The 18,254-nt window shown below is 71.1% G+C and carries 15 protein-coding genes; 5 read left to right on the forward strand and 10 right to left on the reverse strand.

The window, feature by feature from the left end:
• Positions 1 to 462: 462 nt before the first annotated feature.
• Positions 463 to 1,101 carry a GntR family transcriptional regulator gene (locus OG417_RS06050; RefSeq protein WP_329250919.1) on the reverse strand — a complete coding sequence of 213 codons (639 nt, stop codon included), beginning with the start codon at positions 1,099 to 1,101 and terminating at the stop codon, positions 463 to 465.
• Positions 1,102 to 1,237: 136 nt separating this feature from the next.
• Between OG417_RS06050 and OG417_RS06055 the strand changes: the two genes are divergently transcribed.
• Positions 1,238 to 1,327 carry a DUF397 domain-containing protein gene (locus tag OG417_RS06055; RefSeq protein WP_329250921.1) on the forward strand — a complete coding sequence of 30 codons (90 nt, stop codon included), beginning with the start codon at positions 1,238 to 1,240 and terminating at the stop codon, positions 1,325 to 1,327.
• Between the two features lie 99 nt (positions 1,328 to 1,426).
• On the opposite strand, the gene OG417_RS06060 is transcribed toward OG417_RS06055, so the two are convergent.
• The gene (locus tag OG417_RS06060; protein ID WP_329250923.1) at positions 1,427 to 1,621 is read right to left on the reverse strand and encodes a hypothetical protein; all 195 of its coding nucleotides are present in this window, start codon (positions 1,619 to 1,621) and stop codon (positions 1,427 to 1,429) included.
• Positions 1,608 to 2,909, reverse strand: a complete 1,302-nt coding sequence (locus tag OG417_RS06065) for a PspC domain-containing protein (protein WP_329250926.1) — start codon at positions 2,907 to 2,909, stop codon at positions 1,608 to 1,610. The genes OG417_RS06060 and OG417_RS06065 overlap by 14 nt, the downstream gene beginning before the upstream one ends.
• A gap of 115 nt (positions 2,910 to 3,024) precedes the next feature.
• On the opposite strand from OG417_RS06065, the gene OG417_RS06070 reads away from it, so the two are divergent.
• Both OG417_RS06070 and OG417_RS06075 read left to right on the forward strand, forming a co-directional pair.
• Complete coding sequence (locus OG417_RS06070) at positions 3,025 to 4,233, forward strand: PspC domain-containing protein (protein ID WP_329250928.1); 1,209 nt, start codon at positions 3,025 to 3,027, stop codon at positions 4,231 to 4,233.
• 13 nt (positions 4,234 to 4,246) lie between these two features.
• Positions 4,247 to 4,873 carry a response regulator transcription factor gene (locus OG417_RS06075; protein ID WP_329250931.1) on the forward strand — a complete coding sequence of 209 codons (627 nt, stop codon included), beginning with the start codon at positions 4,247 to 4,249 and terminating at the stop codon, positions 4,871 to 4,873.
• Between the two features lie 6 nt (positions 4,874 to 4,879).
• Here OG417_RS06075 and OG417_RS06080 read toward each other — a convergent pair whose 3' ends face one another.
• Positions 4,880 to 5,311 carry a hypothetical protein gene (locus tag OG417_RS06080; protein ID WP_329250934.1) on the reverse strand — a complete coding sequence of 144 codons (432 nt, stop codon included), beginning with the start codon at positions 5,309 to 5,311 and terminating at the stop codon, positions 4,880 to 4,882.
• Between the two features lie 95 nt (positions 5,312 to 5,406).
• Between OG417_RS06080 and OG417_RS06085 the strand changes: the two genes are divergently transcribed.
• Positions 5,407 to 6,798 carry a serine/threonine-protein kinase gene (locus OG417_RS06085; protein WP_329250937.1) on the forward strand — a complete coding sequence of 464 codons (1,392 nt, stop codon included), beginning with the start codon at positions 5,407 to 5,409 and terminating at the stop codon, positions 6,796 to 6,798.
• A gap of 14 nt (positions 6,799 to 6,812) precedes the next feature.
• Here the strand turns inward: OG417_RS06085 and OG417_RS06090 are convergent, their stop codons facing one another.
• From OG417_RS06090 to OG417_RS06100, 3 genes are all read right to left on the reverse strand, one after another.
• Positions 6,813 to 10,004, reverse strand: coding sequence for an efflux RND transporter permease subunit (locus OG417_RS06090; RefSeq protein WP_329250940.1), 3,192 nt, complete (start codon positions 10,002 to 10,004; stop codon positions 6,813 to 6,815).
• Between the two features lie 172 nt (positions 10,005 to 10,176).
• The gene (locus OG417_RS06095) at positions 10,177 to 10,842 is read right to left on the reverse strand and encodes a response regulator transcription factor (RefSeq protein ID WP_329250943.1); all 666 of its coding nucleotides are present in this window, start codon (positions 10,840 to 10,842) and stop codon (positions 10,177 to 10,179) included.
• Positions 10,839 to 12,029, reverse strand: a complete 1,191-nt coding sequence (locus tag OG417_RS06100; RefSeq protein ID WP_329250947.1) for a sensor histidine kinase — start codon at positions 12,027 to 12,029, stop codon at positions 10,839 to 10,841. The genes OG417_RS06095 and OG417_RS06100 overlap by 4 nt, the downstream gene beginning before the upstream one ends.
• Before the next feature lie 272 nt (positions 12,030 to 12,301).
• Between OG417_RS06100 and OG417_RS06105 the strand changes: the two genes are divergently transcribed.
• The gene (locus OG417_RS06105) at positions 12,302 to 13,537 is read left to right on the forward strand and encodes a sensor histidine kinase (RefSeq protein ID WP_329250950.1); all 1,236 of its coding nucleotides are present in this window, start codon (positions 12,302 to 12,304) and stop codon (positions 13,535 to 13,537) included.
• Positions 13,538 to 13,563: 26 nt separating this feature from the next.
• Here OG417_RS06105 and OG417_RS06110 read toward each other — a convergent pair whose 3' ends face one another.
• The 3 genes from OG417_RS06110 to dhaM all read right to left on the reverse strand — a co-directional run bounded on the left by OG417_RS06110 (position 13,564) and on the right by dhaM (position 17,952).
• A complete protein-coding gene (locus OG417_RS06110) occupies positions 13,564 to 15,030 on the reverse strand; it encodes a right-handed parallel beta-helix repeat-containing protein (RefSeq protein WP_329250953.1) in 1,467 nt (488 codons plus the stop codon).
• Positions 15,031 to 15,132: 102 nt separating this feature from the next.
• On the reverse strand, positions 15,133 to 17,424 hold the full coding sequence (pcrA, locus tag OG417_RS06115) for a DNA helicase PcrA (protein WP_329250956.1): 2,292 nt from the start codon (positions 17,422 to 17,424) through the stop codon (positions 15,133 to 15,135).
• 132 nt (positions 17,425 to 17,556) lie between these two features.
• Positions 17,557 to 17,952 (reverse strand): dihydroxyacetone kinase phosphoryl donor subunit DhaM, encoded by a 396-nt coding sequence (gene dhaM / locus OG417_RS06120; RefSeq protein WP_329250959.1) that lies wholly within the window; start codon positions 17,950 to 17,952, stop codon positions 17,557 to 17,559.
• Between the last annotated feature and the right edge of the window lie 302 nt (positions 17,953 to 18,254).

The raw sequence follows: 18,254 nt of genomic DNA on the forward strand, positions 1-18,254 counted from the left end.
TCGTGCATCGCCGAGGGCTTGACGGGTGCTTCACCGGGTAGTGCGGTCGGGCCGGAAGGAGGGGTGGTCCCGTCCTGGCGTACGGTGCGGCGCAGGCTGCCGGGGTTCAACGTCTGCGGTAGCGGGAAGTCTCGGGATGGCCGATGAGCCGTCGTCCGAATTCGCGGTCGAAAGGTCGGCGGCGAAGCCGAAGCCTGCGGACGCGTGGTCCGAAGCCGCACGTTCGACCAGCGCACGCTGCGGTGTGTGCCCGTTTGCCCTGCATCTCTCGCGTTGCCATCGCTGCCTACCCCCCTCTTCTCATCCGTCCGGTCCCGCCGGCCGCAGCGATCGGCTGCTGCCGCGCGGGCGGCTGTTCGGACGATCTTCGCTCACGCGGGCAAAAGTGTCAACAGTTTCATCGTTTCTGTTAACAGCTTGGCCGTCGGCGGGTTTGGCAGGCTGAATCCGGCTGAGCGGGTGTTAGGGAACGATCATTGAGTCACGAAGGCGCTCGTAGGCGCCGAGAAGGTGGTCTTCAATCAACCGGGTGAGGCGGTCGGCATCCCCGTTGGCCAGGGCGTCCACGATCGCTCCGTGCTCGCCGACGACGACTTCCCGCGAGGTCAGGGCGTTGGTGTTGCGATGCACGAGGAACAACACCACCTGCGAACGCAGGTCCGCCCACGCCCGCTGCAGACGGCGGTGCTTCGATGCGACGTAGATGTGATCGTGGAAGGCGACGTCGAGCAGGCTCAGCTCGACGAGGTCGCGCCGGTCGAACGCCGCCGCCATATCGCGGAGCGTCGCGCGCATGCCGCTGAGGTCGCCGTCGGTGATGTTGCGGACCGCGCGCTGCGCGGCCAGTTGCTCCAACGATCTGCGCATACTGTAGATCTCTTCGATATCCCGCAGTCCCAGCTCGACCACCCGGGCGCGCCGGTTGGGCGGGGACACCACTAGCCCCTCGCGCTCCAAGACCGCCAGCGCTTCCCGCACCGGGCCGCGACTAACCCCTAGACGCGCCGCGATCTCGGTCTCCGCCAGCACGTCTCCTGGGGCTCGATCGCCGCGCAGGATCGACTCCCGAAGTTTGTCCACCACGCCGTCGCGCAGCGCCACCGCTCGACTCGTCACAACGCAAACTGTAGACACTCTGCCCCAGCGTGTGCACACCTGCTCCGGGCCCCGATAAGACGCGACATGCCACAGGTTTCCCCGACGAGCTGATCAAAAAGGTGATTAAGGAGAAATGGACGTGACAACTCTCGACTGGCGGAAGTCGGCGCGCAGTTCGGAGAGCGGCGGCAACTGCGTCGAGGTCGACGTCATCGACAACGGCGGCTGAACGTTCCCCTGACCCTTACGACCCCTCGCCCGCTCCCGGGTGGAGGGGGCGGCGCCTGTCCGCGCCGGGGAAACACCCTGATGTAGCGGCGAGCGAGGGTCACTGTTCGCGGCGGCGGGAGCGGAAGATCACGCGCAGGATGGCGATCAGGACGACGGCCGCGAGCACGAACGGCGCCGCCCAGGGGAACGACACGGTGCGGCCGCCGAGACCCTCGACCAGGTAGCGGCCCGCGATCGTCAGGAACAGGACGCCCGCGACCAGCGAGGCCGGGTCGAACCTATGCCGGAACACGCGTGACCTCCATGTCGCCGACCTTGCTGCGAATGCGCAGCGCGATCGTCGCCGTCGCGGAAGTGCCGCCCTCCGGGGTCAGCACGCGGCGGACGCGGGCACCCGGGCCGCTGGTCACCTGGTGGTCGATCGTGATGTCGCCCAGGTAGGCGTGGCCGTCCACCTCCACGCGGGCGGTGCTCGGCACCTTGACCGCCAGCACGCCGAGCGTCACCTCGGCGTTGACCTGCAGCCGTTGGCCCGGCGCGAGGGGCACGTCCGTCAGGTCGACGACACCCTGGCCGACGAAGACCTTGTGGGTCTGCTCGGCCTGGGCCGTGCCGGCCGGGCGCCACATCGTGTGGTGGGTCCGGCGGGCGACCGCCGGGTTGCCGGCGATCGAGGTTGATGCGAGGGCGAAAGACATGACCGCTCCAACGAGGACGAGCTTGCGGACCCGGCCGAACCAGGCACCGAGGAGGAGGCCGACGGCGACGACGACGAGCGCCCCGGCTATGACGATCTGAAGGCCGCTGAAGTTCGCGCGGTGGCCGAATTCGGCGTAGAGCGCCGCGCCGACCAGTACGGCGGTCAGCAGGGTGAGCCCCGTCAGGTACGACGGCCGGTGCGGGGGCCGTGGGGCGGGAGGCGGCGGGGGGCTGCCCGGGGCGTACGGGCCGGCCGGGTGGGGACCCGGGCCGGTGCCGAGCGGCTGGGTGGTGTTCTCCGGGGCCGGCGGAGCGTACGGGCCGGCCGCGTAACCGTCGGTGCGGCGGCCGAGGCGGGCGAGATCGACCATGCCGTCCGACAGCGGGTACGCGGGCGGAGGCGGAGGGGGCGGCGTCCACGAGTCCAGCGGGTGGCCCTTGATCCGGTCCGGCAGGCTCCGCGCGGTCTGGGCGAGATCGACCCCGCGCGACCGGGCCACGAGCAGCGCCAGGCCGAACACCACGACGACGCACAGCGCCTCGCCCGACCCCCAGTTGTTGGCGACGCCGAGCAGCATCCCGGCGCCCAGCGCCGCGCCGAGCAGCGCCAGTGCGGTGTCGCCGTCGAACAGGCGCTTACCGGTGCGCTCGACCCACGAGGGCCCGCCGTCGGGCGCACCCATGAGCAGGAAGGCCGCGATGTAGAGCAGGATGCCGACGCCGGTGGTGATGACCAGCAGGGCGAACCCGACCCGGAACACGATGGCGTCGATGTTCGTATAACGAGCGAGGCCCGCGCACACTCCCGTGATCAGACGGCCCTCCTGGGAGCGGAGAAGCCGCCGCGGGGAGCCGGGCGTGTCGGCGCTGTCCTCGTTCATGCGTTATATCGTCTCGCGACGCTGTCACGGTCACCATCCGGGAGGACCCTGACTCATCCCTGAGGGCCTCCGGGATCTCCCAGGGCCCTCCCCGATGCGAGAAGGACCGGAACGTGTGACCATCTCTTTTGTGCCCGAAACACCCGGCGGGGAGACCGCGCAGCAGGCCCCCGCCCGCCTCGAACGACGAGCCGGCCGACGGCTCGTCGGCGGCGTGTGCTCCGGGCTGGCCGAACATCTCGGCCTGGAGGTGATCGTCGTACGCGTGGCGTTCGCCGTGCTGCTGGCGGCCGGCGTGGGCGTCGTCGCGTACGTCGCGCTCTGGCTGCTGGTCCCGCAGCGCGACGAGCCGGCGGGTCCCCGCAACATCGGGCAGCTCTTCGCGTACGCGGCCCTGGTCGGGGGGCTGTGCCTGTTCACCTGGGGCGCGGGCGCGCTGAACTGGGCCATGTGGCCGATCGTGGCGGGCGGCATCGGCGTCGGGGTCATCTGGCAGCAGGCCGATCCGGAACGCCGGCGCCGCTGGGTCCGCAGTTCGCAGGCGATGTGGCTGCGCAGCATCATCGGCACGCTGCTCGTCGTCGCCGGGCTCGTCGCGTTCCTCGCCCAGCAGATTCATCCCGGCCAGGCCGGGCAGGTGCTGCTCGGCTCCACCGTGGTCCTGGCCGGCGTCGCGGTCGTCGTCGCGCCGTGGCTGCTGCGGATGTGGCGTGACCTGGACACCGAGCGCCGCGAACGGATCCGTTCGCAGGAGCGTGCCGAGGTCGCCGCGCACGTACACGACTCCGTCCTGCACACCCTCACGCTGATTCAGCGCAGCGCGTACGACCCGCGGGAGGTGCAGCGGCTGGCGCGGGCGCAGGAACGCGACCTGCGCGCCTGGCTGTACGAGCCGAAGGCGGACGCCGAACAGGACCTGGCCGCCGCCGTGCGCAAGGCCGCCGCCGAGGTCGAGGACCACCACGGCATGCCGATCGAGGTGGTCTGCGTGGGCGACTGCCCGCTGGACGAACGCCTCGGCGCGATGCTCCAGGCGGCACGCGAGGCCATGGTCAACGCCGCCAAGTACGCCGACGGAGAGCCGGGCGACCAGGCCCGTACGTCGTCGGTGTCGGTCTACGCCGAGGTGGTCGGCGACGACGTGTCGATCTTCGTACGGGACCGGGGCCGCGGCTTCGACCTCGACGCAATCCCGCACGACCGCATGGGCCTGAGAGAGTCCATCATCGGGCGGATGGAACGCAACGGCGGCAAGGCCGAGATCCGTACGGCCCCGGGCGAGGGCACGGAGGTACGACTGGAAATGCGGCGTGATTCCAAGTGAGGCGAGAGACCCGATGACGCGCGTGGTACTGGTCGATGACCATCAGATGTTCCGCAGTGGCGTGAAGGCTGAGCTGGGCGACTCCGTGGAGATCGTCGGCGAGGCCGGTGACGTCGACGAGGCGGTCGAAGTGATCAAGACGGCGGGGCCGGACGTGGTCCTGCTGGACGTTCACCTGCCCGGCGGCGGTGGCGTCGAGGTGCTGCGGCGCGTGCTGCCGTCGGAGACGCGGTTCCTGGCGCTGTCGGTGTCCGACGCCGCCGAGGACGTCATCGGCGTCGTACGCGGCGGCGCCCGCGGCTATGTCACCAAGACGATCTCCGGTGGAGAGCTGACCCAGGCGATCGAGCGGGTGGCGGAGGGCGACGCGGTGTTCTCCCCGAGGCTGGCGGGCTTCGTCCTGGACGCCTTCGCCGCCGCCGACGTGCCGGCCATCGACCCCGAACTCGACCAGCTCACCCAGCGCGAACGCGAGGTCCTGCGCCTGATCGCCCGCGGCTACGCGTACAAGGAGATCGCCAAGGAGCTGTTCATCTCGGTCAAGACCGTCGAGACCCACGTGAGCAGCGTGCTGCGCAAACTCCAGCTCTCCAACCGCCACGAACTCTCTCGCTGGGCCGCCGCCCGGCGCCTCGTCTGAGCGCGCTCAGCAGTAGACGCCCAGGGCCTTCTTGATCTCGGCGGGCGCCTTCTTCATCTTCGGGCTCTCGCACAGGCCGTCGGTGCCGTAGGTCACGAGGCGCACTTCGCCGCCCTGTACGCGGACCACGACGCGCGAGGGGTCGGACCCCGGATACCGCATGGGAGCGGTCGCCCAGCCGTCCTGGCACACGATCTTCGTGGAGACGATGACCCCGGTGGAATGGTCCGCCGCCGAGACGGCGTCGGCGATCTGGGCGCGCGACGGGCAGGCGGGCGATGCCGCGGCGGCCGGAGAGGTGGCGGCCGGGGACGCGGCGGTCGACCGCGCGGAGGCGGAAGGAACCGGCTTTTCGCTCTCGTCGTCGGATCCGCAGGCGGCCGGCAGGCAGGCGCACGCGACCACGGTGGCCGCGACGGCCGGTCGGAACGGGGGCACTCGGCCTCCACCACAGGCGTTACCGGGAAGATCGCGTTGCGCCCGGTCCGGTCGGCGATCAATATAGTCGCGGCGTCCAGTCGGGGAGCGGTGAATTGGCAGGCGAAGAGTGGCCGGAGACCATCGGCAAGTACCGTCCGCAGTCCTATCTGGCGGCCGGCGGGATGGGCCTGGTCTTTCTCGCTCTCGACCCCGAAGGACGTACTGTCGCGCTCAAGCAACTGCACCCTTCCATCTCCTATGACGACGCCATGCGAGAACGGCTTCGGCGCGAAGTGGCGGCGATGCGGCGCATTAGCAGTCCCCGGGTGGCGCGACTCATCGACGCGGATCTGGACGCCGTTCCGCCCTACCTGGTCACCGGCTATGTTCAGGGCCGGACCCTGTACGACGTCGTCAAGACCGACGGCCCGTTGCGGGGGGACAGGCTGTGGCGAACGGCGCGCGGCGTCGCCGAGGCCCTGGTCGCCATCCATGCCGCCGGTCACGTCCATCGTGACCTCAAGCCGTCCAACGTGATGGTGGTCGGCGACGACCCCGTGGTGATCGACTTCGGCATCGCCCAGGAGTACGACGCGACCCGCATCACGCGAGAAGGCGGCGCCATCGGAACACTCGGCTACATGGCGCCGGAGGTACTCGACGGCGCATCGGCGGGTCCGGCCGCCGACGTCTTCGCCTGGGGCGCGACCATCGCCTACGCGGCGACCGGAAGACCGACCTTCGGCGGGGGCGGTATGCAGGCGGTCGCCCTGCGGACCTACCGGGGAGCGGCCGACCTCGACGGCGTGCCGGACGAGCTGCGCCCCGTCCTGTCGGCCGCGCTCGCACCGGCCGCCGAAGCCCGGCCCGACGCGGGCGCGCTCCTCGGCGCGATGACGGCGCCGGCCGGGGCGGCCTCGTTCCTCCCGGCCCAGGCCGCACGGCCGCCGGCTCCCCGGACCGGTCGCAGGCCGGCGATGCTCGTCCCGATTTCCGTGGTGGCGGCGGTCGCCGTCGTCATCGTGGCCCTGTTCGCACTGCGGCCGACCGGCAAGGGATCGCCGGAGCCGTCCGCCACGAAGACGGTGGTGACGGCTCCGGCGAGACCCTCCTACCGAGAGCCGATCGCGAACTTCGGACCCGGCACGAAGTTCCAGAAGTTCCTCGAAGACAACAATGGCAAAAAGGTGTACATCCTGGCGACCCTGGACGAGGCCATCGTTCCCCAGGACGGGCAAGGGCAGCCGTACGACCCGTCCCATGCGGACAACGGTGCGATGTTCACGGTCTGGACGAGTTGCTTCGAAAAGCTGGAACAGGGCGAGGAGCCGAACGGCCGGAAATGCGGCGGCCTGTCGGTCGGAATCTCGGCGGGCGACCCCGCGTGGACCGGCTTTTACTGGGTCCACGGCGCCTACAAGATTCAGGGCAACTTCGAGATCGAGGGAGGGGCCGTGCACCAGGGGGTGGCGGGCTTCGTCCTGAAGCCCGCCCCCGCGGCCTGACAAAGCGCGGTGTGTTACGGCAGGGCCGGCTCCTTCGTCCGGTGCCGGGGTGCCTGGTCGAGGCGGTTCTTCCTGGCGTGGCGGCGCTCCCGGCGGGTCTCGACCATGGTGTAGAGGGTCGGGATGAGGATGAGGCTGAGCACGGTCGAACTCACCAGCCCGCCGATGACGACGACCGCGAGCGGCTGGGAGATGAAGCCGCCGGAGTCGGTGACGCCGAGGGCCATGGGGAGCAGCGCGAAGACGGTGGCCAGGGCGGTCATCAGGATGGGCCGCAGGCGGCGCCGCCCGCCCTCGGTGACGGCCTCGGTGATCGACATCCCGGTCTTGCGGTACTGGTTGATGAGGTCGACCAGGACGATGGCGTTGGTGACGACGATGCCGATGAGCATCAGCAGGCCGACCATGGCGGCGACACCGAGGGGGACGCCAGTGACGCGCAGCAGCAGGAGCGCGCCGGTCGCCGCGAAGGGGATCGAGACCAGTAGCACCAGGGTCTGCCGGATGCTGCCGAAGGTGGCCACCAGCAGCAGGAAGACGATCACGATGGCGGCGACGATGGCGAGTCCGAGCTGTTTGAAGGCCTCGTTCTGGTCGCTGGTGATGCCGCCGAGGGAGTAGTCGGCGCCCGCGGGCAGCCGGAGCTTGTCCAGGGCGGTGGTGACGGCCCGGTTGGCCGCGCCCGTGTCGTCGCCGACGGGCGTCGCGGTGACGGTGATGGTGCGGTCGCCGTCCACGCGGGCACGCTCGACCGGGCCGTTCTGCTGGGTGACGGTGGCGACGTCGCCGAGCCTGACCGTCCGGCCGGTGGCGGTGCCGATCTTGAGGTTCTTCAGGTCGGCGGCGTTGTGCGGGGCGTCGCCGGTGCTGCGCAGGACGACGTCGGTGTCCTCGCCGTCCAGGCTCACGGTGGTGACGGTCTGCCCCTGCGTGGCCTCGGTCACCGCCGCGGCCAGTGTCGTGTCGGTCAGGCCCGCGGCGACGGCCTTCTTACCGTCGGCGTGGACGACGATCTGCGGCGCGCTCTCGCTGAGGTCGCTGGTGACGTCGGTGACCTGGGACACGCCCTTGAGGGCCTGCTCGATCTGCCTGGTCGCGGCGGTGAGGGCGGTGTCGTCGGTGCCGTGCACCTGCACCTGGATGTCGTTGGAGGCCCCGAAGCCGCTGTCGGCGGCGACGGTCAGCTCGCCCGCGCCGGCGAGGCCGTCCAGCCTGCCGCTGAGGGTGTTCTTGACCGTGTCGGCGTCGGCGCCGTCCTTGAGGGAGACGGTGTACGAGGCGCTGTTCGCGCCCCGGCCGGCGCCCATGAGGCCGCCGGGAGAGCCGATGGTGACCTGGTAGGACGCCACGCCGCCGGTGGCGGCCAGCACGCCCTCGACCTTCTTGGCCGCCGCGTCGGTGGCGGCCAGGCTGCTGCCGGCGGGCAGCTTCTGGGTGATGCTGAGCGCCTGGGTGCCCGAGTCGCCCAGGAAGCTGGTCTTCAGGCCGCCGGCCAGGGCGAAGGTGCCGATGAGGATGACCACGGCCCCGGCCGGCACGCTCTTGCGGTGCCGGGTGGCGAAGGAGATGACCGGCACGTACGCGCGCTGCAGCGGTCCGTGGCGTTCCTCCTCCTCGACCCGGCGGCGGAACTCTTCGGGGTCGGCGCCGGTGGCGGGCGTCTTGAGGAACCAGTACGCCAGGATCGGGATCACGGTGAGCGCGACGACCAGGGAGGCCAGCATCGCGACCGTCACGGTGATGGAGAACGGGCCGAACAGCTGCCCGACCATCCCGGTGACCAGGGCGATCGGCAGGAACACCGCGATGGTGGTGAGGGTGGAGGCGGTGACGGCCCCGGCCACCTCACGCACGGCCGTACGGACGGCGGTCGCCTTGTCCTCGCCGTACCCGAGGTGGCGTTTGATGTTCTCCAGCACGACGATGGAGTCGTCGACCACCCGCCCGACCGCGATGGTGAGCGCGCCGAGCGTGAGCATGTTGAGCGAGTAGCCGCCGGCCTTGAGGGCGATCAGCGCGATCACCACGGACAGCGGAATCGAGATCGCGGTGACCAGCGTCGACCGGGCCGACCGCAGGAACAGCACGATCACCACGATCGCCATCACCAGGCCGAGCAGCCCCTCTTCCAGCAGGCCCGAGACCGCCTCGCTGACGGCGGGGCCGCTGTCGGACACGACGGTGAGCCTGGCGCCGTCGCCGAGTTCGCGCTCCAGGCCGGGCAGCAGCCTGCGGACGTCGTCCGAGACCGAGGAGGCGCTGCCCTCGGGGTCGAGGGTGATCGCGACGCCCAGGCTCTCCCTGCCGTCCGTACGGGTCAGCGATGTCGCCGCCGCGTCGGTGACCTGGACCGACGCGACCTGACCGAGCCGCGCCGCGCCTCCGGCCGCGCCCGCCGCGGCCGCGCCGGGGACGCCGCCGCGAGCGGCGCTCGACCGGGCGCCGCCGGACGGGGACGCCGCGGCCGAAGGCGTCAGCCACAGCTGCTCGAGCTGGGAGACGGAGGTGATCGGGCCGCCGATCTGGACGCTGACACTCTTGCCGTTCGCATCCACCGATCCGCCCGGCGCGGTGATCCCGGCCGTCTGCAGCGCGGTGGTGACCGCCGCCATGGTCAGGCCGTGACGCTTCAGCTTCGCCTGGTCGGGGACGACCCGGACGACCCGGGCGCGTTCCCCCGACACCGCGGCCTCGTTGACGCCGTCGACGGCCTCCAGCTCGGGCACCACCTGGTCGGTGAGCTTGTCGGCCAGCACACGCGGGTCATCGCGCGACGTGGCGGCCAGCGTCAGCGTCGGCAGGTCGTCGGTCGAGCCGGTCATCACCTGCGGATCGACGTCGTCGGGCAGCCGCTGGGAGATCTTGTTCAGGTCCTGCTGGATCCGCGTGGACCGGTCCTGGGTGTCGGTCCCGAAGGCGAACCGCAACTGCACGGTCGCGCTGCCCTGGCGGGAGGTCGAGGTCATCGTCTCCAGGCCGTCGGTCCCCTTGACCGCGTCCTCGATCGGCTTCACGACCTGGTCCTCGACCACCTGGGGGGACGCGCCCGGATAGGTCGCGGTCACCGCGATCGCCGGAAAGGACAGGCTCGGCAGCAGCTGCTGCTTGAGCATCGGGATCAGGTAGGCGCCGAGCGCGATGACCCCGATGGTGATCAGAAGAACCAGCTTGCGGTGCGCCAAGCTGATCTTGGAAAGCCAGGACATGGACTCGATTCACCAGGGAGACGACAGGTTCCTCCAACCCTGGTCCGCGACCGGGCCCGGCCGCATCGGAGCGGCGCGGCATTCGCGCGTACCGCACCTGCGGTAGGGGCCGGCCCCGTCTCGACGTCCACACGCGTAGCGGGCGGGTTCGAACCGGAGGCGGGGACCGGCCCTACCGGGGACGCGGGCCGCCCGGCCTGACCAGGCCGCTCTCGTACGCGATGATCACCAGCTGGGCGCGGTCGCTGACGCCGAGCTTCGCCATGGTCCGGTTGATGTGGGTCTTGACGGTGTGCGGGCTCAGGTGCAGGCGCGCGGAGATCTCGTCGTTGGACAGCCCGCCGGCCACGAGGGTGAGCACCTCCCGCTCGCGTGGCGTCAGCGCCTCCAGCCGCTCGGGGTCGGACGGCCACTCCGCCTGGTCCCGGAACCGGGTGATCAGCGCCTTGGTCGCCGCCGGCGACAGCAGCGCCTCGCCGGCCGCCACGGTCTTGATGGCCGCCAGCAGCTCGGCCGGATCGGCGCCCTTGCCCAGGAAGCCGGCCGCGCCGACGCGCAGCGCCTCGAACACGTACTCGTCGACCTCGAACGTGGTCAGGATCAAGATCTTGACCTCGGGCCGGTCCCGTTTGATCCGCCTGGTGGCCTCCAGCCCGTCCAGGCGGGGCATCCGGATGTCCATCAGCACCAGATCGGGCCGCTGCTCGGCCGCCAGGGCCACGGCCTCCACGCCGTCGGAGGCCTCGCCGGTCACCTCCAGGTCCGGATCGGCGTCCAGCAGCATTCGCAGCGTCTTGCGGAGCAGTGCCTGGTCGTCGGCCAGCAGCATCCTGATCATTGGTCTCCCAGCGGAAGAGCCGCCTCCACCAGGAACCCGCCGCCCGGCCGGTGCCCGGCGGTGACCTCGCCACCCACCGCGGCGGCGCGTTCCCGCATCCCGATCAGCCCCCGGCCCGAGCCACCGCCGGGGCCCCGCCCGGCCCCGTCGTCCGCGATAACGATCTTCAAGGTGTCAGGGGCGTAGTCGAGGCTCACCCGGGCGGTCGCGGTCGCGGCGTGCTTGCTGACGTTGGTCAGCGCCTCCTGGACGATCCGGTACCCCGACACGTCCACGGCCGAGGGCACCGCCCGTGCCTCCCCCTGCCGCCGGACCTCCACCGTCAGGCCGGCGCGGGCGAACGAGGCGGCGAGGTCGTCCAACCGGTCCAGGCCCGGTACGGGCTCGCGGAGGACCTCCGGAGCCCCCAGCAGGCCCACGATGGACCGCAGCTCCGCCAGCGCCTGCTTGGAGTCGTCCTTCACATGGGACAGTGTCTCGGCCAGCCGGGCCGGCTCGCTCTGCCCGCCCTCGTGCAGGTAGAGCGCCACCCCCGCCTGCGCGTTGATCAGCGTCAGCTGGTGGGCGACCACGTCGTGCAGCTCACGGGCGATCCGCACCCGCTCCTCGCCGACCAGCCGGGCGGCCTCCTCCCGCCGGGCCCGCTCCGCCCGTACGGCCCGCTCCTCCAGCGTCGCCACGTACGCCCGCTGGGTCCGTACGCCCGCACCCGCGGCCACCGCCAGGCCGGTCGAGGTGACCAGGGCGACCACTCCCAGCGAGAGCTCTCCGGGAGCCACGACCATCTGCGTGGTCCCGGCCGCCGCCAGCAGCGCGGCGCCCGCCACCAGGCCCGCCCGGCCGCCCCGCGCCGCCGCGACCCCGTACAGGGCGACCTGCCCGGGCAGGAACTGCGGCCCGTGCTCCCGCATCGCGCCGTGCTCCACCGCGAGCAGGATCACCCCGTGCCCCATCGCCAGCAGGACGGTGACGACCAGCACGCCCACCGGCCACCGCCGCCGCATGAGCAGTACGGCACAGGCCGCCACCGCGTACCCGTAGTCCACCGGATTCAGCACCCGCCTGGTCGGCGGACGGCCGGCGAAGCGCATCATGCCCAGCGTCAGCAACAGCGTCACGAGCACCACCGCCGCGTCGACGACCCGGGGATACCGTCGCCACCACGCCTGGTTGCCTCCCACGCTCACCACCTCACCGTACGCACCCCAGCCGGGCTCCGAGCACACCGTAAACGCCGGTCCCCGGCGGCACGTCAGCCGACCGCGTCACCTCGGGTACCGCGCCCGCGGTACACCGACGTTCCCGCCGGGAGGAGGTGGCGGCCGGGGCGTGATACCGACCACGGGCGCCATCACCTGGGGCGATCACTCACGGTGTCCGACTTGTCGACACAGCGACATCGTTCCTAGAGTGAGGCCAATCGCGGGTCCGAACCAGCACGGACGGCAGAGGGGCGGCGATGGATACCCAGGCCGGGGCCCCGACGGGGGCGACCAGGGCGCACGGGCCGCTGACCCGTCGCCTGCGAGCCCTGCGAAACCGCCTGAACGTCGCCGACCACTCCGACTGCGGCGAGATGCGACGGCTCGCCGAAGAACGCGGCGCACTCCAGCAGGTCGCGATGCTGGTGGCGCGGGGGTCCTCGCCATCGGTGATCTTCAACGCGGCCGCGTGTGCTCTCGGTGGCCTGATCAAGGCCGACTACACCGCGATCAACCGGTACGAGGGTGACCGGACGATGTCGATCATGGCCTTCTGGCGCGCTCCGGGGACGCCGGACATCGGGCCGCCCTTCGGCGGGCGCTGGACGCTCGGTGACGACACCCCGTCGGCGGCCGTGCTGCGAGGACACAAGCCGTGCAGCCGCGCGAGCGCGACGATCCGCAGCGACATCGGCGGCTGGCACAGAGCGCACCGGATCGGTCATGCCGTGGCCTGCCCCGTCATCGTCGACGACGATCTCTGGGGCACGATGACGGCCCTGTACCTCGGCACGGATCCGCCCAAGTGCGACGTCGAGGAGCGCATGGGCAAGTTCGTCGAGCTCCTGAACTGCGCGATCATCCAGGCCAAGACCCGCTGCGAGCTCATCACCTCCCGCGCCCGCCTCGTCACCGGCGCCGACGCCACACGACGCCGCATCGAGCGCGACCTGCACGACGGGGCACAACAGCGACTGATCTCCCTCGCACTCCGGCTCCGCGAGGCCGAGGAGACCGTGCCGCCCGAACACCGCGAACTCCGGCAGCGGCTGTCCGAGGCCGTCCAGGACCTGACGGGCACCGTCGACGAACTCCGCGAACTGTCCGTGGGGTTGCGTCCACCGGCGCTGGCGGTACGGGGCCTGGACGCGGCGCTCGCACAGCTGGTGGCCCGGTCCCCGGTGCCCGTCGAGCTCAACATCGACGCCGGCCGGCGGCTCGACGAGGAGATCGAGGTGAGCCTGTACTACGTCGTGTCCGAAGCACTGACGAACGTGCTGAAACACGCGAACGCGTCGATGGCGAGCGTCGACCTCGAGAAAGAGGACACCCGGGTCCGCCTGACGGTCCGCGACGACGGTGTCGGAGGCGCCGACCCCGGCCGGGGCTCCGGCCTCACCGGTCTCCGGGACCGTGTCGAGGCACTCGGCGGCACCATCAAGATCACCAGCCCGCCGGGTCACGGTACGTCAGTGGTCGTGACGATCGGCTGAGAGCCGCCGGTGACCGGCCGTGCGGATCAGGCGACGGGGCGGCGAGGGGTCGCCAGCCAGTCGCAGCCCTTCGGGGTCGGCCGGCCCGGCTCGTACGCCGCGCAGGCCGTCACGACGGCGATCTTGGCCGGGTTGCCCTGCTGGGCGTACGGGCCGCTCGCCGACGGGTGGTCGCAGGAGGGCAGGACGGCCGGGTCGCTGCGCGGGTAGCCCTGCGACGAGGCGTTGCTCTGCCAGCAGTTGCGGTCGCCCTCCTCGTCCCACCAGAAATCGACGCCGTTCGGGGCCGCGGTGCCCTCCGGGGTGACGCCCATGAGGTTGCCGACGTAGCGGTTGCCGTGGGACGTGTCGCGCGCCTTGGCGGGGTCGGTCTCGCCCCGGCGGCTCGCCGGGATCCAGTACTGGGCGAAGCCGTATCGCCAGTTGTCGTAGACCATGTTGCTCGCGTAGGTGTTCTCGTCGCCGCCCGCGAGCAGCATGCCCGTGCCCACCGGCACCGCGCGGCGAGGGCACAGCTTGTCGCAGTCGTGGTAGAAGTTCGCGTTGTTGTCGAAGACCCGGTTGGCCACGAACATCGCGTGGTTCTGCGGCATGCCGGCCGCCTGCACGCTGCTGTCCAGCATCGCGCCGGTGGAGTTGCCGTTGAAGACGTTGTCGTGGACGTACACCGAGTCGCCGGCCGTGCCGGAGTAGCCGATCAGGTTGCCGTACGACGTGCAGCGCCGGATCTCGATGGACAGCCGGCCGCCCCGCTGGTCGGAGGCCGAGGCCGTGGCGATGCCGGCGTCGCCGTTGCCCGAGGCCGAGCAGTCGGTGATCAGGCCGTGGTCGGAGGTGTAGGCCGCGAGCCCGTGCCCGCCGTTGGCCAGGCCGGTGACGTGGTCGAGGGCGAACCCGTCGGTCTCGCCGACGCTCACCCCGTCTTCGGTGAAGCCGCGGACGGTCACGCCGCGCAGGTAGAAGCCGTTCGCCCGGTCGGCGCGGATGCCGACCTGTTTCTTGCCTTCAATGATCACCGGGCCGCCGACGCCCTCGATCTGCAGGCCGGTCTGGCCGGTGACGCTGATCAGGCTCTGCAGGTGGGGGCAGGACTGCTGGTCGTCGTACGACAGGGGCGTGGCGTCGTCCAGCGATGCGCACCGGCCCTTCGGCTTACCGAGCGCGGACGGCTCGTGGTAGGTGCCGGGCAGCACGTAGATCGTCGTGCCGGGCGCGCGTACGGCGTCGACGGCGGCCTGGATCTCGTGGTAGCGGCACTCGGACGCGAGCTCGCGGGCCAGGCCGGTCAGCGAGCCGCCCGGACGGCAGACGACCAGGCGCGGCGAGGCTGCCGCCGCGCGGTAGGCGGGAACGGTGCCGGGAGACGACGTGGTCGCCCAGGCGGTCAGAGGCGTGACCGTACGCGCTTCAGCGGCCCAAGCCGATGAAGCGAACCAGACGGTGGTCACGGTGAAGACGATCGCGGCGAGAAAACGCCGCACGAACCGCCCCATTTTCCTCCCATACAGAGCCGCAGGATGCTCCCACGTGCATCATGCAGGGCCACCGGGAACATGTCGACGCCCGCTTTCGGCCACCCGAACCATGCAACCTGGTCAGAGCTTCTGGATCGGCGCGTAACGAAGAACGAAGCGCTTGACACCATAGTCACCGCCGAAGTCAACCGTGGCGGCGGCCTTCTCGCCCGCTCCGTCCACGGTCACGACGGTGCCGAGCCCGAACGCGTCGTGAACGACGCGGTCGCCGGTCGCCAGGGCGGGCACCGCGCGGTTGCCGGGCGAGCGCACGCCGGGCCGCTGGGCGACCGACGCCATCGCCGGGGCGCCCGAACTCTCCGAGCGCTCCCACTCGACCAGCGTCTCGGGGATCTCGGTGAGGAAACGTGACGCGGGGTTGTAGGACGGCGCGCCCCACGAGCTGCGCATCGTCGCACGGGAGACGTAGAGCCGGCGGCGGGCGCGGGTGATGCCGACGTACGCGAGCCGCCGCTCCTCCTCCAGCTGCTTGGGATCGCCGAGCGAGCGCAGGTGCGGGAAGACGCCGTCCTCCATGCCGGTGAGGAACACCACGGGGAACTCCAGGCCCTTCGCGGTGTGCAGGGTCATCAGCGTCACGACGCCCTCGTTCGCCCGCTCGCCGGGGGGCACGACGCCGTTGTTGCCGCCGGGGATCTGGTCGGCGTCCGCGACGAGCGCGACCTGCTCCAGGAACTCCACCAGCCGCCCCTCGGCGGGACGCTCGGCGGCCTGCGCGTCGTCGTCGCCGAGCACGCCCGTCGCCAGGCGCTCCTCGAACTCGGCCGCCACCGACTCGAGCTCGCGGAGGTTCTCGATGCGGGTCTCGTCCTGCGGGTCGCGCGAGGCCTCCAGCTCGGCGAGGTAACCGCTCTTGGTCAGGATGGCCTCGACCATCTCGGTCGGCGTGGAGGTCTCCACCATCTCGCCCAGCTCGTCGAGCAGCGCGACGAAGTCCTTGATCTGGTTGAGCGAGCGGGTGGCGATGGCGGGCGCCTCGTCGGCCCGCCGCAGCGCCTGCCAGAACGAGATGCGCTCGCGGCCGGCCAGCGCCTCGACGCAGGCCTCGGCCCGGTCGCCGATGCCGCGCTTGGGGACGTTGAGGATGCGCCGCAGGCTCACGGTGTCTTCGGGGTTGGCGAGGACCCGCAGGTAGGCCAGCAGGTCGCGGATCTCCTTGCGCTCGTAGAAGCGGACGCCTCCGACGACCTTGTACGGCAGGCCGACGCGGATGAAGACCTCTTCGAAGACACGCGACTGAGCGTTGGTGCGGTAGAAGACCGCGACGTCGCCGGGCTTGACGTCCTCGTCGTCGCTGAGCCGGTCGATCTCCTGCGCGACGAACGCCGCCTCGTCGTGCTCGTTGTCGGCGACGTACCCGGAGACCTTGGGCCCGTCGCCCTGGTCGGACCACAGCCGCTTGGGCTTGCGGTCGGCGTTGCGCTCGATGACGGCGTTGGCCGCGGACAGGATCGTCTGCGTCGAGCGGTAGTTCTGCTCCAGGAGGATGACGTTCGCGTCCGGGTAGTCGCGCTCGAACTCCAGGATGTTGCGGATCGTCGCGCCGCGGAAGGCGTAGATCGACTGGTCGGCGTCGCCGACCACGCACAGCTCGGCTGGGGCGAGCCCATCGTCGTCGCCCTGCTGCCCGACCAGCTCGCGGACCAGGACGTACTGGGCGTGGTTGGTGTCCTGGTACTCGTCCACGAGCACGTGCCGGAACCGCCGCCGGTAGTGCTCGGCGACGTCGGGGAACGCCTGCAGCAGGTTGACGGTCGTCATGATCAGATCGTCGAAGTCGAGCGCCCCGGCCTGCTGGAGCCGCGCCTGGTAGGTCTCGTACGCCTCCGCGAGCGTCTTTTCCAGATGGGTCGACGCCTGGGACTTGAAGGTCTCGTAGTCGATCAGCTCGTTCTTGAGGTTGGAGACCTGGGCGGAGAAGCCGCGGGGCGGGTAGCGCTTGGGGTCCAGGTCCAGCTCGCGGCAGACCAGGGCCATCAGGCGCTGGGAGTCGGCCTGGTCGTAGATGGAGAACCCGCTCGGGAAGCCCAGCCGCTTCGCCTCGCGGCGCAGGATGCGCACGCAGGCGGAGTGGAACGTCATCACCCACATGGCGCGGGCGCGGTTGCCGACGAGGGCCTCGACGCGCTCGCGCATCTCACCGGCGGCCTTGTTGGTGAAGGTGATCGCGAGGATCTCACCGGGCTGCGCGCCGCGCTCGCCGAGGAGGTAGGCGATGCGGTGGGTGAGCACACGAGTCTTGCCCGAACCGGCCCCGGCCACGATCAGCAGGGGGCCGCCTCGGTGCACGACCGCCGCGCGCTGGGCGTCGTTGAGACCGTCGAGCAGGGGATGGCTTACGAGCGTGGACACTCAAAGAAGCCTACGGCCTATGGCCGACAGCGCGCTGCCGGCCGCGACAACGAACCCCCGCGGGACGGGCGCGGCCGTGCTTTACGGTGAACGTTCCAGGCGCGCGGAGGTCGGCGAGTTCGCGGCAGCTTGTCAGGCCTTGCGGAACTCCCAAGCCTCGTGGGCCGCCTTGGTCACGGCGGCGACATCGGCCCCGCCGGCCGCGGCGGAGGCCGCCGCCACCGCGCCCTCCACGAAGGGCGCGTCGGCCAGCGCGACCTCGGTCCCGGCGTCCTCCCAGTCCTCCAGGAGGGTCTTGGCCGTCAGTACCGAGCTGCCCAGGTCGCCGATGAGCACGACCCCGGCGCCCTCATCGGCCTCCCGGACCGCCGCCTCCACCAGGTCCAGGCTCGTGCCCAGCCCGCCGTCCTCGGTGCCCCCGGCGGCACGTACGGCGACCTGGCCGACGCCCATCTGCCGGGCGAGTTCGGCGGCGCCCTCGGCCAGGGTCCGGCTGTGCGAGATAAGGACGATTCCCACGTTGCTCACATCACGATGATCCCTCATCACGGCCGACAGGGCGCCCATCGCACCCGCCGACGCGCGGTGTCGGCGGGCCCGACCGGTCGGAGCCGTTGAGCGTCCGTACCGCCGCCCCGTGGTCCGGACCGGTTCCGCCAGAGCGGCGGCGTCTCGCCTGGTAGAGCCGCCTAAGATCAAACTTGCGCGAAACGCGCAGACTATTGACATATTGCGTACATCGCGCACTATGCTGCCCAGCACCTCTGAGCCGGAATGCCTGTTGGCCGGGCATGAGGACCGCCGTAGTGGCCGTGGCAGACAGGAGACGT

Source organism: Actinoallomurus sp. NBC_01490 (genome assembly GCF_036227085.1).
Taxonomy (GTDB): Bacteria; Actinomycetota; Actinomycetes; order Streptosporangiales; family Streptosporangiaceae; genus Actinoallomurus; species Actinoallomurus oryzae.